We start from the raw sequence: 14,372 nt of genomic DNA, 5'->3' as shown, positions 1-14,372 counted from the left end.
TAGGATTATTTCTCACATTGTAACACCCATCGAGATAGCCAGTTTGTCAGTCTCACGCAAGGAGACGACATGACAGTTCACCACGATACAGAGGTTAAGTCGCCCCACGGCAAAGTGGCCTCCTCGGCGAGGGCTGGGGCGCGCGAATGGCTGGGTTTGGCGCTGCTCGCCTTGCCGACCATATTGCTCGGGCTTGATCTCACATTCCTGCCCATGACCTTGCCAACGCTGGCAATCGACCTGCAGCCGACCAGCACACAATCGCTGTGGATAATCGATGCCTCGGGCTTCATGTTGGGCGGGTTCCTGATCACTATGGGCACGCTTGGTGACAGGATCGGGCGACGCAAACTCTTGATGATTGGCGCGGCATGTTTCGCCGCGGCGTCCACCCTGGCAGCTTTTTCGACAAGCGCTGAGGTGTTGATCGCGGCCCGTGCAATGCTCGGCGTGGCCGCAGCCACACTCATGCCCTCGACCTTGGCGCTGATCAGCACGCTTTTCATCAATCCGCGGGAGCGTGCGCTGGCCTTCGGCCTTTGGGCCACGATTTTCGGGGTCGGCTATGCCCTCGGGCCGGTTCTTGGGGGATATCTGTTGGGGCAATTCTGGTGGGGCGCCACTTTCCTGTTCGCTGTGCCGATCGTCGCGCTGTTGCTGATACTCGCCCCGTTCCTGTTGCCTGAGTATCGCACACCGAAGGCCGGACGGCTCGACCTTTTCAGTGTCGCAATTTCACTCGCCGCCATGCTGCCAGTGATCTATGGCGTCAAACAAATAGCCGCATATGGGCTGTCCCCCCATGCGGTTGGTCCCGCCGTGGTGGGCATTCTTTTCGCCATGCTCTTTGTTTGGCGACAAAGGCGTCTCTCCGATCCGCTGCTCGACATCAGCCTGTTTCGCAACAGGGCCTTTTCCGTGGCTTTGATCGTCCTGCTGGTGGGCCTAGTGGCGGTCGGCGGGACGATGTTGTTGTCCGCCCAGTACCTGCAATTGGTGGCTGGTTACGCGCCATTCGCTGCCGGACTTTGGATGGGCCTTGCGGCCTTGGGCATGATCACTGGCGGCGTGGGTGCCCCGCTGGTTGCCAGATCCGTCCGGCCCGGCTTTGTCGTTGCGGGCTCGCTGGTTCTGTCAGCTGCGGGTTATGTGATGCTCGCGGTGGTTACCGACGGGGGTGTCAGCGTAGCCTTGGTCGTCTCTGGTTTGAGTCTCGCTTATCTCGGCAACGGGGTCATCGCTGCGCTCGGGACTGATCTTGTGGTTGGAGCCGCGCCAGCAGAGAAAGCGGGATCCGCCTCGGCCATGTCCGAGACCGTTCAGGACATCGGCGTCTCGATTGGCATCGCCATTCTCGGCAGCCTCGCGACCGCCATTTATCGACGCACAATGCACGACCACATACCGGATACCCTCGGCGACACGATGCGCGTAGCGGTAAGCGATAGTCTTTGGACGGCATCGGCGATGGCACCTGACCTACCGACCGAGCTGATCGATCAGGCGCAGGCGGCGTTTACTCTGGGCTTCAACGGAGCCGCGTTAGCGAGCGCGATTAGCATTCTGGTGATAGCTATCCTAGCGGCAGTGGCGCTGCGGCACGGCAAACCTCTTGGACCATCTGATTGCAAGCATTGATTGGATTTTTGAGGAGCCTCGACCAAAAGTCGTTACGCGGAAAGCTTCTCGTCCTCACCATTTTTACAGACTAGAGAACCTTCGGCGACGAAGCCTCATGCGGCGGCATTGACCGACGGTTGCATCTCTTGAAGGGGCCATTCGCACGTGAATAGCAAACCCTCCTGTCGCCAAGTTAGGTTTGGTCGACCGTTGAACGTTGAAGCTGAGATCCCGGTCAGAACCTGCATGCCAAACCCAGTGGTCTTGGTGGGTGCCGAAACTTGGTAGCTAGCGCGTTCTGACCATCTGAGCGTTAGTAGGTTGTCTTCGGTGAAGATGCTCAGATCCATCCCAAAGCCTTCTTCGGCCAGACCCCCATATTTGACCGCATTCGTCATCAATTCCCCAATAACAAGCGCAATTGTCTGAGCGGCCGTTCGATTAACTTTTGTTTCTGCCACTTCAACGCTCAGATTAGTGGCGTGCTTGACGGGTCTCAGCACTGCGTCGACAAGCTCTTGCAGATCAGCGGCGTCGCCACCGCCCTGCAAGACTACGTCGTTCAGCGCAGTAAGTGCGCCGAGCCTTTGCAAGAAAGCGACCGCGAGGCCTTCTTTGTCATCGGCACCGCGGGCCGTGGCGCGAAAGATGCTAGAGACGATAGCCAGGATGTTCTTCACCCGGTGGTTCATCTCACTGGCAACCAGATTGGCGCGTTCGAGTTCGGTGTGCTTATCGGTCACATCGTAATTCACGCCAATGAGAACCCGTTCACCACCTTCGGCGATTGCGACGCGACCGTTGGCGGCAAGCCACATCACCTCGCCAGTGGGCTTGTTGAACTTAAACTCCACAGCATAAGTTCCGTCTCCCGCAATGGCCTCATCCACCGCGAGCCTGACCTGAGGCCAATCCATCGGCTCGATGCGGCTGGTAAAGTCTGTCGCAGGTCCGCGGCCTTTAAAGTCGTGCAAGCCCGTTAAGTCGCGCAATGTGGCATCGATTTCGCATTCGCCAGAGTCAAGGTACCAGATGAAACGCGCAACGTCCCCCGCGCTCGGTGCAACATCGCGCCACGCGTTCACGCTGACCACGTCATCGAAATCGCTAGCGCACATGGCCACACCGGTTCGCAGGCGAAACTGTCGCCAGTCCTAAGCTCAGAATTCGCTGACAATCTCGCTGTCAACTTGACGAAGGTCAACATGCGTAAGTACGCAAGCATGGACTAAGGGTGCGTGCAGCCAAAGTCTTCGCTTCGCAAACGTCTAATGACCACTAAGCGGAGGAGAGCCGACAATCATGTCACCTCGGACCATGTCCGCTATGTAGTACCAAAGGAGCCATTCCAGCGACGGGTGAAATGATGTCCAAAACTGATCCATCTCGAACAAACACACCCTTTCGCCGCGCTCTGGTTGAGACGCCGTTTGCCGCGCATTGGACTGCAACCCAGATTGATCACTATATCGATTTCACCGCCGCGCTTGATCCAGAAGGCAAGCTGAATGCAACCTTTGGGAAAGGTGGCGTAAGCTACTTCGGCGGATCGGAAAAGGGGCGAGTGTTCTTGTGCCATTTCAACGCGGCACCGCGTGCGAGTGAACCTGATCTTGGCTTTGCCGACTTTCGCTACGCCTCCATCGAAAACCATGTAGACGTCGATGGCGTTATCGCCCGGTTGAGCGAAGCGGCTGAGGGACACGCCACAGCCTCCGCCAAGAAAACTTGGTTTAGCCTACACTTCGCATTGAGCGACACCGCAAAGATCGCGGGCTTCTTTCGCGCGCACCTGGTTAACCCCGTGCTGGCCAGCTTCAACAAGGCGGCCCCTTAGAGTTGTCCGCTGTGACTTGCTGAAAGAGCCGAAATTTTCCGCGTACATGGCACCCACCAGCAAGAACTCCGTCCAGACGCGAGCTGAATAGGTTTGGCATGGAAGCAGTGCGGACGGAGCAGACCTTGCCGCTGGGACGGACCAAAACCCGCTTTGGCTTCCTCTAGGGCTGTGATCTTTAAGTCGATGAGATTGCGCTTAGCAGCCCTCTAAACCATGATCCCTCGTTCAGATCATCACCCAATACGGGACAGCCTGCCCACATATCGCAACTTGACATCGTTAGTCGTAGCCCCTGCCTCCGGGCAGAAGTATTGGCCCCACATATGTCCAGAGCAAAAATCCAGCGACTGTCCCGGTAACCAGTGCGATCACCAGTGACACTCCCTCTTTGTGGTACGCGCGCAGCAGAAACCAAATCAGTCCACCGACACCCAAGATCACGGCAAGTGCCGCCAGGGGCAACGATCCGATGCCAAGCGCTTGCGAGACCTGAACTTCGTCCGACGAGAAGCCAGACGTATCTCGGCCTAGCAAGCTTTTGACCGTAAAAGGTAAAAGTAGGATATCGCGACTGCATGCGCCGAGACCCAAAGACAATGCTGCCGGACGCGAAGTGCCACTCAGCCAGACCAGCAGAATGATTGCATGAGTCAGAAGCGGCCCTGCCATCCAAGTGACGGCAAGACCGCGATCGTCAAGAGTGGTCTCATCGAAGGTTATGTCCGCCCAATGCAGAGCAACATTCTGCGCGCCCATCGCCACGGCGCCTAAGTAGTGCGCTATCTCATGGGCCAGAATCGTGAGGGCCGTCATTATCGCTCCAACGGCAAACCAGCCAGCCAGTTTTCCAAGATTACCCACCTAGCTAACCCTTACGTTTTTTTGAAGCATGCAATCCTCATCGTTGCCGAGCGGATCCGGATTGGCAAGGCACCGAGAAAAGCGGGCGACACGAGATCTTGTTGCTGATGAGTTCGGGCTCACTGCCGACCTTTGCTGCTTTGGCGAGCGTCCCGAACCGATGAAATACCCCGACGAAGGTCCGGTTGGCGGACGAACCGGACATTGAATCATCTATCTGGTACGTCTGCTTTTGCAGCTTCCAAGCTGAGGGATTAATCCTGCGGGTTTCATCAATTGAAAACACTTCCTGCTGATCTATTGGGTCAGTCTCTATGCGACACGACCAGAACTCCTATCGCCGATTTCTCAATCCATGAACGCGCTATCTGCAAATGCCTCGATCAGCGCCGCGGTGGCACTCGGCTGTTCTTCCATGATCCAGTGGCCGGAATCTTCAATCTCCGCCGTCTCCACATTTGTGGCGCCTCCCGCCTCTAACGCTTCACGCATGGTTTCGAGCGCTGGCGCCATTGCGGTTTCGGCACCAATCAAGAGCAGCTGCACATCGAAAGGACCTGTCATGGCTTCAAAGTGGGCCTGATCTTGATCGAATGCGCGATAAAGCTCGAAACCCGCACGCAACCGTTCTGGTGTCCCATAGGCCTCCGCATAAATGGCAACGTCCACGTCCGCAATCGCCTCCGGGTGCTTGGCGACATGGTCGATGAAGTACCGGATATACTCCGCCTCCTGGCCTGCCACGAGATCTTCGGCGATGGGTTGATTGTGGAAGTCGAAGTGCCAGGAGTTCGGAATGCTGACCACCCAGTCCCATGGGGCAAAGCCTGGCAGGGGCACATCCATGACAATCACACCGGCCAATTCGTCGGGGTATTGACGCGCGTAGGCATAGGCCACCATGCCGCCGATGTCGTGTCCTGCGACAAGGGGGTTGTCCAAACCAAGCGCACCGACAAAGACGTGGATATCATCTGCAAGCGCTTGTTTCGTCCAATCCTGATCGGGATTGGTTGAACCACCGATACCGCTGAGGTCAGGGCAAAGACCCTGTAGTCCTCAGCCAGATCAGGCATGATGTGACGAAATTCATCTGCGCTTTGTGGCCATCCATGCAACAGCACGATCGCAGGTCCGTCGTCGCCTGCGGCCAGGTATCGAAACGTCTGACCCTCTGCGGTGATGGTTTGGTCGGTGATTTCTGTTTCCTGCGCCCAAAGCGGTGCTGCAGTCAGAAGGCTGATGGTGGTCGCAGCCAGAAGCGCGACCCGTTGGGTCGGTGTCATGGGAAAGTCCTTTCGGTTGATGGTGTCTAAGTCTGTCGTTCGAGAGCGATGACCGTGTCGATCACCGTTGCCGTTTGGCCGCCCGGACCATTTGCGAGCCGTTCGATGGGTCCAATGAAGACCTCGCGCCAATCGGATTGGTTGAGGTCGAGATGGGCGAGTTCGTCCTCTGCCGTGGGATAGATCGTGTCCGCATCAGCCCACGACCACGGTGCGCGTGATCCGTGTGCTGCGATCAGAAGCATGCCTCCTGGAGCCACCACACTTGCCGCGCGCTGCAACGCCGCTACGCGATCAAATTTGCCCGGCGAATGTAGGAACATGGCCGAGACGAGCTCAAATGCGCCATCTGGGATAGAGACGTTCAGATCGTGACGCTCAAAGCGGGTGCGTCCTGCAACGCCAGCATGTTCCGCTGCCCGTTGCGCCGCATCAATCGCCGACTGCGCAACATCAACACCCGTGGCCGTCCATCCCTGTTTTGCGAGCCAGATCGTGTCATCCCCGCGTGCGCAACCCAGATCGAGCGCTCGCCCGAGAACAAGACCCTCAGTAAAGCGAACCAGGATGGCCGAGGGGCGACCACCAGAGGGCTTGGTCAGCTTTGCGTAGTGACCTTCCCAAAACGAGGCCACGTCCTCATGGGCTTGTGGCATTGTCATGTTGTGTCCTTTCTTGTGCGCCATGCCGACACGCCGACCAGAAGTGTCAGTGTGGCGAAAACGGCGATAGAATAGATTGTGGCCATGGCAGCGGCCTCGACAAAGCGGGGTGCTGTGGCAACGCCTGCGGCCATGCCGTTCTCACCAAGCAGCCCGAAGAAAATTTGACCCGCGATTGCGATGCCGAGGGCTGCGCCGATCTGTTGGAACGCCTGCATGGCACCCGACCCTGCGCCCGCATCCTGGGGCTCCACGCTCGACATGGTGACTTGAAACAGCGACATGATCGCGGTGCCCATGCCGAAGCCACAGACGAGAAGTGGCAGAGTGAAGGCATAGGGGTTCAGGTCGGCCCCAATGGACCGGATCACCCATTGCAGCGCACTCATGCCGATCATGAGCAACGCTGCTCCGCCCGCGATGCGGGCTGAGAGATAGCGATCGCCAAAGCGCTCCGTTGTCATCGAGGCGAGCATGACACCGACCGGGAACGGGGTTGTGACAAGGCCGCTTTGCAAGGCGGTCAGCCCAAAGCCCGATTGCAGGAAGATGGCGAGCACGAGGAACAGACCTGGGATGCCGCTGAAGAACAGTGTCACCAGTCCGAGCCGCCGCAGATAGGGACCGTTCGACAGAAGACCCAGCGGCATCAAGGCTGAGTGGCCATGCGCGCTGCGGCGTCGTTCAAAAGCGACGAAGAGAAGAGTTGCGGGGATCGATGCGAGCAATGCGGCGAAGCACCACCACGGCCAGCCAAGTGCGCGACCTTCGATCAAGGGCAGCACCAGCAGCACCGCCGCTACAGTGAACAGTGCCGTGCCGATCCAGTCTGGGCGGGCTTTGTTGTCGGTATCGAGTACGGGGACAAACGTCCGTGCGCCGATCAAGGCTGCGATCCCAAGTGGGATGTTGATCAGGAACGCCAAGCGCCAGCCAAGACCGGCAAGGTCGGCCGAGATCAGCGCGCCACCGATGATGGGGCCTGCCACAACCGCAAGGCTCGACACCGTTCCAAAGAGACCAAAGACACGGGATTTTTCCTCCGGTGGAAAGATCACATGGGCGATGGCGAGAACTTGTGGAACCATCATCGCCGCTGCAATGCCTTTGACCGCGCGTGCAGCGATTAGTGTCACCACATCGGGTGCAAGGCCGCAGATGGCGGAAGACACAGTGAAGCCGATCAGGCCCCAAATGAATAAACGTCGCCGTCCAAAAACATCACCGAAACGTCCGAATGGAAGGAGGCCAACCGCAAGGGCCAGGACATAAATCGCCGCGACCCATTCAAGCTGCGTTGGCGTGGCACCGGTATCGGCTTGTATCTGCGGCAGGGCCACATTCACGATACTGACGTCGATCAGGTTCATGAAGCTGGCCAAAAACAGCACGGCCAAAGCCGCCCATCGTTTTGAATGAACCGTTTCGGCCTGGAAGCTGGCATTTGATGCGATACTCATGTATCACTAAATGTATCAAGAGATCGCAAGAGTCAATCTCTTGTGTTTTTAAAAGTTACGTGACCGGAGCGAAACCACGGAATGAGACAAGACAAACGGCTTTCCCGGGTCCTGCACGCCCTTCTGCATCTGGATGAAATGGATGGACCCGCGACCTCCGAACAGATTGCACAAATGCTGCAAACGAACTCGGCGGTGGTCCGTCGTACAATGTCCGGCTTGCGTGAGGCTGGGATCGTAACATCTGTAAAAGGCCATGGCGGTGGGTGGTCATTGGCCAAGCCCTTGAAGGATGTGACCCTGCTTGCAATATATGAGGCGCTTGGATCCCCGAAGCTCTTTGCCATCGGCAATGACGACGAAAACCCAAGCTGTATTCTTGCCAAAGCGGCCTATATCGCGACCGACGAGGCCTTAAGCGCAGCCCGGATACAATTCGAGCAATCCTTGCAAAAAGTGACCGTCGCTGACCTCGCTGAAGGCGCCTGACACGCGATACCGGCTCCTATCGCCTGATATCCTGGGGCGGTGTCCCGGTCTCAAGCCATCTTTCCAATGCCATCAGAGGATCAAGATCAGCCTGCGTGATGCCTGCCGGTCCAGGTTGCGCACCGCAATGATCGACGCCAGGTAGCATATGCAAAGAAACCGCTTCCGCGCGCGCGTCCGTGCCAATGGATTCCCCAACGGCTGCGTACCAATCCACGGTCTTCTGCGGCGTGACCAGCGGATCAGCCCACCCATGCCAGACGAGCATGCGCCCCCCTGCCTCGTGAAAGGCTGAGATGTCCGGGTTGTCTGCATTGTAGAGGCTTGCGGCCTCACTCATGCGCTGCGAGTCCACATCGAGGTCGAACTGTCTCGGATTGTAGTTTGCACCCGGGTCTTCCGGAAACGCCATATGTCCCAGAAAGCCTGCCGCAAAGAAGTCCATGAGTGGAGGAGAGCCATCCGGCGCGCCAACCAACCAAAACGGCCAGAACGCTTCCGAACCGGCAGGAATGCCGCCGGGATAAAGCTGTTCGCCGGTACTATTGCGCGGGCCATCGCGCCAACTGGAGAGGACCTGCATCTCCTCATCGGTCAAGCAATTGTCGTCTGCGCCGTCGCACATCAAGGCGGACAAATCGGGCTGGCACATCTCTGGATCAGCTACTGCGCCATCTGACGATCCATCAGCGGCATCGCATTGATCCAAGACCGCCTCAGCAATCAGTGCTGAGTCATCTGGGCCAAGAATACGTTCCCCTGTCGGGCTGGTGTTCGTCTGTATCAGAAAGGCAAGCATCGAGCCAACGAGGCCTGGGTAATCCATCGCCGGAGCACCAACAATGATGCCGTCGAACATCTCCGGTGTGTCGAGGGCGGCGCGCATCGCCATGCGTCCACCGGTAGAACATCCTTGAAAAATCGACGTTTCCGGCGTTTCGTCATAAAAGGCGCTCATCAAAACATTGGCGACACGGTTGGTCTCAGGGACAGAGCGCCATCCCCAATCGCGTTCGGCTTGCGGATTTTCATGTGCCCACGATGCATCCACAACCGATAAACCGTGATGTCCGGAATCCGACGTTGCTGTTGCATAGCCACGGGCGAGCCCCGGTCCCATCGAATTTATGATCGAACCACCTGCGTCAGCGCGGCCGAGTTCGCCACAGAACCCACCACATCCGGCTTGATAGAGACCACCATTCCAGCCCTCGATCGGCAACCGCACTTCGATAGATATTGCCGGCAGTGCCGTCGCGCGCACTTCGCAATAGGCAGGAAGTGAACCATATGGACCGTCTTGGGTGGCCTCGACCACTTGGGCGGACGTCACATAACCCCCAGGGAACGATTGGTTTTGCAACGCGGTACAAGCGTCTTCCGACTGCGCCATGGCGCTCCCGGCAACGCCGTAGGCGAGGAGTGAGCAAGTGAGACTGAGGAAAATAGGGCGGCTCATGCGTTACTTCCTTTCAAGGTGCGATCAAAGAAGCTGATCATTTCTTTCCATCCACGCTCGGCTGAGGTTGCGTCATAGACCGGGAAATCCGGTTTCATCCAACCATGCGCCGCAGGATAGGTTTCAGCTGTGTAGGTCACGCCTTCCTGGTCCAGCGCAGCTTCAAAGCTCTTCGCCATTTCAGCAGGATAGTGTTCATCATTCGTTGCAGCAGCGATGTAGAGCTCGGCCTTCAGCTTCGACGCAAGAAGATGTGGGCTGTCAGGCGCGTCACTGGCCAGATTGCTTCCATGGAAACTCGCCGCGGCCCCAATCTGATCGGGATAGGTTCCGGCAGCGGTGATGGCCATGCCACCACCAAAGCAGAACCCGACTGTGCCCACCTTGTCTCCAACGACATCGCTCCGCGTCCCGAGGTAGTCAAGGATCGCGCCGGTGTCTTCTGCGGCCTTCGCATTGTTCGTCGTCATGAGCAGCGGACCGAGAATGGCCATCATGTCGCCAGCCAGCACTTCGACTGGATCGAAAGGGCCATACGGGCCGTGACGGTAGAAGAGATCTGGAAGCAAAACCACATATCCGGCATCTGCGAGCTTCTGCGCCATATCCGCGACAGCAGGCCGAATGCCCCCGGCGTCAAAGTAGAAAACGACTGCCGGACCGCCACGGTCATCGCTTGGTGTGTAGACAAAGAGCGGACACTCACCGTCTTGCATTGAGAGGTCGAGTATTTCTTCGGGCATATCTGGATCCTTTTTCGAGTACCTTAAAGGGGGTGAATGTCCATGCGTTGGACGAGATTGTTTTGCATGTGAAAGACGTATTCGAACCGACCGCGGGACAGCACCGACCCGTGCATGTTCCGGACAACTTGGCCGAGAGAAACGACCCACTGATCGTCAATGAGGCGCCGCACATCTGTCACGTCATCCTTCGTGTCGATGTGTTTCCATTGCTCAGTCCAGTAGTGGCGAATGGCATCATGAGATCGCAGGCGCTTGTCGCCATCGGGGTAATCAATGTCAGGGGCGCAATGGGCCAGCATGGCGTCCGCATCGCGTGCGTTGAACGCTGCAAAGAGCATGTGAAAGAGCGATGTGAGGTCGTCGCTGTCTTCTGTCATTGATGGTCGCCTGTTATCGGTTGGCAGGTTCAAAGCGAATTTATATATGTACGTATGTATTACCTCGACGAGGCTCGCAAGAATGACTGACGACAAGGATGATGTGCTTTCGACACCGGGGCATCTGATCAGCTTGGCTGCACGCAGCTTCGCGCGGCTCAGCGAGGCGCGATTAAAGCCACTAGGCTTTACGCCAGGTCATCTGCCCGTTCTGGTGGCTCTGCGAGATGGTCATGCGGACACGCAGCGTGACCTTGCGCGCTTTGCGAAGATTGAGCAGCCGCCCATGGCACAGATGCTCAACCGGATGGAGCGCGACGGTTTGATCGACCGCGAGCCTGATCCCAAGGATGGCCGTAGCCAAAAGATATCACTGACACCTATGGCTTTGGAGCGCATGCCCATTGCGATTGACGCACTCATGAACGGCAATCGCGAGGCAATGGACGGTCTTAGCGAGATGGAAGCAGAGCAATTTGAAGGGCTGGTACTGCGTGTCATCGAGAACCTTGATCGGATGACGCAGTTATCGTGAGTGCCGTGGACCGGACGCCTGCGCGTCCGGCCCCGTCATCTTGAGCGTAACAGACCGCTATTCCTCGCGAAAAAGACGTAACCGCCGTGATAGAGGACACCGTCTCGGAACTAACCATCGGCATAGAAACCAGTGTCGTCCCAATATTGGATGATGTCGCCAGTGACGTGATAGCGCCCCTGATAGGCACTTTCCCGGTCACCGCGTGCTTCATCGTAGCGCCCGTTCGGGAGTAGATCGTGGCGGATATGACCGTCTTCTGTTACCCACATGCCAACGAATTCATGCGATTGCGGCTCAGTCGGAGCCTCGGGGCGCGGCGAGCGTGGGAAATCCGTGGTGATAAGCTGTGCGCCTGCGGTCGTGCCACTCATGATGACCCCCAATCCGACGGCGAAACCCTTGGCAAGCAATCCATGTCCAATCCCCTCACTGGTCTGTCCCAGCACTGCGCCGCTCTTCAAACAGTTCCGACATGGTTTGGGAGGCGAGAATAGCCCTTGGGAAGCCGGCGGGAACGGTGATCATGTAGACAATCTCTTTCAGTTCATCTTCGGTGACCCCGACGTTGAGGGCATAGTCTGCGTGGATCTTCATCAATTCCCGTTCGCCCATGGCCGCAAAGGCCGCCACGGCTGCAAGTTGGCGCGTGCGGTCGTCGAGACCAGGACGTGTCCAGACGTCGCCGAGGGCATAGGCTTGGGTGGCATCAGCCAAGAACGGAAACTCTTCACGCATGTTTTCCAGCGTGGTTTGAGGAACACCGTTGTTCAGTCTGACAATGACGTCAGCACCAAGCTGAAGCCGCTCTTCGGTCGTGTCTGGCATGGTACTTCCTTCATTCGATTGCGCGTTCACGGGAGACATCGAGAGGCTGGTCGCAACCGCGATGGCTGAAAGGGTAGACTTGTGCATAGTCATTGTCCTTTTGCTTGATGCTGAGTACCGAAGACACTCAAACTCGAACGTCTTCAGCACAGAGTGAGGTTTGTGGTCAGGCGGCAGAGGCGGTTGCGCCGTCCGTCGATCTGGACAAGTCATGCCACTTGGCCAGTTCACCTTTTCGGGCGTCGTAGGCGCCACTCAGATACTCGAAGGCATCCGAGCCAGCGGCATACCGCAGGGGCGCATGTTCATCGCGCGAAAGCCGCACGAGCGCCGCACCCAATTTCGCAGGGTTACCGGCCTGCACATGGTTCTGCGATTGATAAAAGCCCTGTGTCGCCTTGGCGTATTCGGCATAGTCACTGATCGGCTGATCTGCATATCGGATTGAGCTTTCATCAAGGAAATCCGTGCGGAAGAAGCCTGGCTCAACAATGGTGACACCGATGTTGAATGGTTTCACCTCAAGGGCCAGACATTCCGAGAACCCTTCGACCGCAAATTTTGTAGCGCAGTAAATCGACGCAATGTCGAAGCCGAGCGCACCACCGATGGACGAGATGTTGAAGATGTGGCCCGATTTTTGCGATCGCATGGTCGGCAACACGGCGCGGGTGACATGCAGTGTGCCATGGACGTTGGTGTCGAACTGGCGAACGATCTTTTCGTGCTCGATCTCTTCGAACACGCCAAGCTGCCCGTAGCCTGCATTGTTCACAAGGACGTCGACCCGCCCGAAATGAGCAATGGCTTTGGCGACGGCGGTATCGGCTTGTTTGGCGTCAGTGACATCCAGCGGCAATGCCAGTGCGTCGTCGGTATCCGGCAGTACTTTTTTGACAGCATCCGCGTCCCGCCCGGTCGCTACGACACGATCACCAGCATCCAAAGCCGCCTTCGCGATCTGAAGACCAAGGCCCCGTGAAGCCCCGGTTATGAACCATACTTTTTTGTCATCCGTCATATCGACCTCCTGTCTGTCGTTGGCCCCATGATTAGAGCCGTCTCTTATGCGGTGGATATGTGTATGCCAGTGCTTTAGGCGGTAGCACGATCCAACAGGATCATTGCCTAATTCTCCGTGAGGCTGAGAAAAATGCTTATTTTCAGCCTAGATGGTATGCAATGCAGCAGCGCGGTTTGTAACAGGCATGGAGGGTAAACCATGACAGAAACAGTTGAAGATCTTGCGACGCTGGTTGCCCGATTTGTACGATCTGACGGCGTTCACACAACTCCGGTTCCTCGGTTGGACCTCATCCGCAGCACGCAGCAAACCCAAGACCTGCATGCGGTTCACGAACCTGCACTTTGTATCGTGGTGCGAGGCGCAAAACGTGTCATGCTTACCGATCACATCTATGACTACGACCCCGCAAACTACCTCGTAGTATCATTTGACTTGCCCATTATTGGACAGATCACGTCTGCCAGCCATGCAGAACCATATCTTTGCATCCGCGTTGGCATTGACGCCGGAGTCTTGTCCGATTTGGCCGTTGACATGCCCTGGGATGAAGAAGCACCGTCGAAAGGGCCGGGTTTGTTTCTTGGTGAAACAACACCGGACATTTTGGATGCCGCGATGCGGCTGGTTAAACTTATTGAATCGCCTGACGATATTCCCGCGCTTGCAAAGCTCTATGAGCGTGAATTGCTCTACAGGATCATCCGTGCACCAGGCGGTCGGGCCGTGCTGCGGAGTGTCTATGGGCCGGGGCGGGGGAAGCAGATTTCTCGTGTGATCGCTTCGATCAAACAAAACTACCGCGAGCCGTTTGAAATGGCCGGACTGGCCAAAGAAGCCCACTTGCAACCGTCAGCTTTGCACCAGCACTTCAAGGCTGTGACGCTCATGTCACCATTGCAATATCACAAGCGTCTCCGCCTTCAGGAAGCGCGTAGGCTGATGCTGTTCGAAGAGAAGTCGGCAGCGCAGGCGGCATTTGCAGTAGGATATGAAAGCCCATCGCAATTTAGCCGCGAATACCGTCGGCAGTTTGGTTTGCCGCCGATGAAAGACGTTGAGGCTTTGGCTGGGTCAATCTTGGCGACGGAACCTCAAAGTGGAGAAGCGGTTGTGGCAAGACTGGCATAAGGGATCGTTCATTGATCGCTTTAGAGCGGCCGTTCGTTCGTATCGCAGCATCCG

General features: G+C 57.1%; 16 protein-coding genes. 5 read left to right on the top strand and 11 right to left on the bottom strand.

Going from position 1 to position 14,372, the window contains the following annotated elements:
- Nucleotides 1-69 precede the first annotated feature (69 nt).
- Nucleotides 70-1,638, top strand: coding sequence for an MFS transporter (locus V8J82_RS14120; RefSeq protein ID WP_339976003.1), 1,569 nt, complete (start codon nt 70-72; stop codon nt 1,636-1,638).
- Between the two features lie 95 nt (nt 1,639-1,733).
- On the opposite strand, the gene V8J82_RS14115 is transcribed toward V8J82_RS14120, so the two are convergent.
- The gene (locus tag V8J82_RS14115) at nt 1,734-2,738 is read right to left on the bottom strand and encodes a sensor histidine kinase (protein WP_339976002.1); all 1,005 of its coding nucleotides are present in this window, start codon (nt 2,736-2,738) and stop codon (nt 1,734-1,736) included.
- A 248-nt stretch (nt 2,739-2,986) separates the two neighbouring features.
- On the opposite strand from V8J82_RS14115, the gene V8J82_RS14110 reads away from it, so the two are divergent.
- Nucleotides 2,987-3,457: a hypothetical protein gene (locus V8J82_RS14110; RefSeq protein ID WP_339976001.1), complete on the top strand. Its 471-nt coding sequence runs from the start codon at nt 2,987-2,989 to the stop codon at nt 3,455-3,457.
- Nucleotides 3,458-3,739: 282 nt separating this feature from the next.
- Here the strand turns inward: V8J82_RS14110 and V8J82_RS14105 are convergent, their stop codons facing one another.
- The 4 genes from V8J82_RS14105 to V8J82_RS14090 form a co-directional block, all read right to left on the bottom strand.
- Complete coding sequence (locus tag V8J82_RS14105; RefSeq protein ID WP_339976000.1) at nt 3,740-4,273, bottom strand: hypothetical protein; 534 nt, start codon at nt 4,271-4,273, stop codon at nt 3,740-3,742.
- 396 nt (nt 4,274-4,669) lie between these two features.
- A complete protein-coding gene (locus tag V8J82_RS14100) occupies nt 4,670-5,347 on the bottom strand; it encodes an alpha/beta fold hydrolase (protein WP_339976052.1) in 678 nt (225 codons plus the stop codon).
- Between the two features lie 286 nt (nt 5,348-5,633).
- A complete protein-coding gene (locus V8J82_RS14095) occupies nt 5,634-6,269 on the bottom strand; it encodes an SAM-dependent methyltransferase (protein WP_339975999.1) in 636 nt (211 codons plus the stop codon).
- The gene (locus V8J82_RS14090) at nt 6,266-7,729 is read right to left on the bottom strand and encodes an MFS transporter (protein ID WP_339975998.1); all 1,464 of its coding nucleotides are present in this window, start codon (nt 7,727-7,729) and stop codon (nt 6,266-6,268) included. Before V8J82_RS14090 ends, V8J82_RS14095 begins: the two co-directional genes overlap by 4 nt.
- Nucleotides 7,730-7,810: 81 nt before the next feature.
- On the opposite strand from V8J82_RS14090, the gene V8J82_RS14085 reads away from it, so the two are divergent.
- Entirely contained in the window at nt 7,811-8,218 is a 408-nt protein-coding gene (locus V8J82_RS14085) for an RrF2 family transcriptional regulator (protein WP_339975997.1), read from the top strand.
- Nucleotides 8,219-8,234: 16 nt separating this feature from the next.
- Here the strand turns inward: V8J82_RS14085 and V8J82_RS14080 are convergent, their stop codons facing one another.
- The 3 genes from V8J82_RS14080 to V8J82_RS14070 are packed head-to-tail and all read right to left on the bottom strand — an operon-like array spanning nt 8,235 to nt 10,800.
- Nucleotides 8,235-9,677 (bottom strand): tannase/feruloyl esterase family alpha/beta hydrolase, encoded by a 1,443-nt coding sequence (locus tag V8J82_RS14080; RefSeq protein WP_339975996.1) that lies wholly within the window; start codon nt 9,675-9,677, stop codon nt 8,235-8,237.
- Nucleotides 9,674-10,393: a dienelactone hydrolase family protein gene (locus V8J82_RS14075; RefSeq protein ID WP_339976051.1), complete on the bottom strand. Its 720-nt coding sequence runs from the start codon at nt 10,391-10,393 to the stop codon at nt 9,674-9,676. The genes V8J82_RS14080 and V8J82_RS14075 overlap by 4 nt, the downstream gene beginning before the upstream one ends.
- Before the next feature lie 50 nt (nt 10,394-10,443).
- Nucleotides 10,444-10,800 (bottom strand): nuclear transport factor 2 family protein, encoded by a 357-nt coding sequence (locus V8J82_RS14070; RefSeq protein WP_339975995.1) that lies wholly within the window; start codon nt 10,798-10,800, stop codon nt 10,444-10,446.
- Nucleotides 10,801-10,882: 82 nt separating this feature from the next.
- Here V8J82_RS14070 and V8J82_RS14065 point away from each other — a divergent pair, with 82 nt between their 5' ends.
- The gene (locus tag V8J82_RS14065) at nt 10,883-11,335 is read left to right on the top strand and encodes a MarR family winged helix-turn-helix transcriptional regulator (protein ID WP_339975994.1); all 453 of its coding nucleotides are present in this window, start codon (nt 10,883-10,885) and stop codon (nt 11,333-11,335) included.
- Nucleotides 11,336-11,445: 110 nt separating this feature from the next.
- Here V8J82_RS14065 and V8J82_RS14060 read toward each other — a convergent pair whose 3' ends face one another.
- From V8J82_RS14060 to V8J82_RS14050, 3 genes are all read right to left on the bottom strand, one after another.
- Nucleotides 11,446-11,709, bottom strand: a complete 264-nt coding sequence (locus V8J82_RS14060) for an Atu4866 domain-containing protein (RefSeq protein ID WP_339975993.1) — start codon at nt 11,707-11,709, stop codon at nt 11,446-11,448.
- Between the two features lie 55 nt (nt 11,710-11,764).
- Nucleotides 11,765-12,163: a carboxymuconolactone decarboxylase family protein gene (locus tag V8J82_RS14055; RefSeq protein ID WP_339975992.1), complete on the bottom strand. Its 399-nt coding sequence runs from the start codon at nt 12,161-12,163 to the stop codon at nt 11,765-11,767.
- A 166-nt stretch (nt 12,164-12,329) separates the two neighbouring features.
- The gene (locus V8J82_RS14050) at nt 12,330-13,184 is read right to left on the bottom strand and encodes an oxidoreductase (RefSeq protein WP_339975991.1); all 855 of its coding nucleotides are present in this window, start codon (nt 13,182-13,184) and stop codon (nt 12,330-12,332) included.
- Between the two features lie 201 nt (nt 13,185-13,385).
- On the opposite strand from V8J82_RS14050, the gene V8J82_RS14045 reads away from it, so the two are divergent.
- The gene (locus V8J82_RS14045; RefSeq protein ID WP_339975990.1) at nt 13,386-14,318 is read left to right on the top strand and encodes an AraC family transcriptional regulator; all 933 of its coding nucleotides are present in this window, start codon (nt 13,386-13,388) and stop codon (nt 14,316-14,318) included.
- The last annotated feature ends 54 nt before the right edge of the window (nt 14,319-14,372 follow it).

This window comes from Gymnodinialimonas mytili (genome assembly GCF_037544085.1).
Lineage (GTDB): Bacteria > Pseudomonadota > Alphaproteobacteria > Rhodobacterales > Rhodobacteraceae > Gymnodinialimonas > Gymnodinialimonas mytili.
The sequence above is the reverse complement of the archived record's forward strand: the minus strand, read 5'-3'. Positions and strand labels throughout refer to the sequence as shown.

What these genes read in the sequence shown, in the direction of transcription:
- V8J82_RS14045 (WP_339975990.1), top strand. Translation starts at nt 13,386, where the DNA reads ATGACAGAAACAGTTGAAGATCTTGCGACGCTGGTTGCCCGATTTGTA.
- V8J82_RS14105 (WP_339976000.1), bottom strand. Translation starts at nt 4,273, where the DNA reads ATGACGGCCCTCACGATTCTGGCCCATGAGATAGCGCACTACTTAGGC.
- V8J82_RS14065 (WP_339975994.1), top strand. Translation starts at nt 10,883, where the DNA reads ATGACTGACGACAAGGATGATGTGCTTTCGACACCGGGGCATCTGATC.
- V8J82_RS14110 (WP_339976001.1), top strand. Translation starts at nt 2,987, where the DNA reads ATGTCCAAAACTGATCCATCTCGAACAAACACACCCTTTCGCCGCGCT.
- V8J82_RS14075 (WP_339976051.1), bottom strand. Translation starts at nt 10,393, where the DNA reads ATGCAAGACGGTGAGTGTCCGCTCTTTGTCTACACACCAAGCGATGAC.
- V8J82_RS14090 (WP_339975998.1), bottom strand. Translation starts at nt 7,729, where the DNA reads ATGAGTATCGCATCAAATGCCAGCTTCCAGGCCGAAACGGTTCATTCA.
- V8J82_RS14120 (WP_339976003.1), top strand. Translation starts at nt 70, where the DNA reads ATGACAGTTCACCACGATACAGAGGTTAAGTCGCCCCACGGCAAAGTG.
- V8J82_RS14085 (WP_339975997.1), top strand. Translation starts at nt 7,811, where the DNA reads ATGAGACAAGACAAACGGCTTTCCCGGGTCCTGCACGCCCTTCTGCAT.
- V8J82_RS14055 (WP_339975992.1), bottom strand. Translation starts at nt 12,163, where the DNA reads ATGCCAGACACGACCGAAGAGCGGCTTCAGCTTGGTGCTGACGTCATT.
- V8J82_RS14050 (WP_339975991.1), bottom strand. Translation starts at nt 13,184, where the DNA reads ATGACGGATGACAAAAAAGTATGGTTCATAACCGGGGCTTCACGGGGC.
- V8J82_RS14095 (WP_339975999.1), bottom strand. Translation starts at nt 6,269, where the DNA reads ATGACAATGCCACAAGCCCATGAGGACGTGGCCTCGTTTTGGGAAGGT.
- V8J82_RS14080 (WP_339975996.1), bottom strand. Translation starts at nt 9,677, where the DNA reads ATGAGCCGCCCTATTTTCCTCAGTCTCACTTGCTCACTCCTCGCCTAC.
- V8J82_RS14060 (WP_339975993.1), bottom strand. Translation starts at nt 11,709, where the DNA reads ATGAGTGGCACGACCGCAGGCGCACAGCTTATCACCACGGATTTCCCA.
- V8J82_RS14070 (WP_339975995.1), bottom strand. Translation starts at nt 10,800, where the DNA reads ATGACAGAAGACAGCGACGACCTCACATCGCTCTTTCACATGCTCTTT.
- V8J82_RS14115 (WP_339976002.1), bottom strand. Translation starts at nt 2,738, where the DNA reads ATGTGCGCTAGCGATTTCGATGACGTGGTCAGCGTGAACGCGTGGCGC.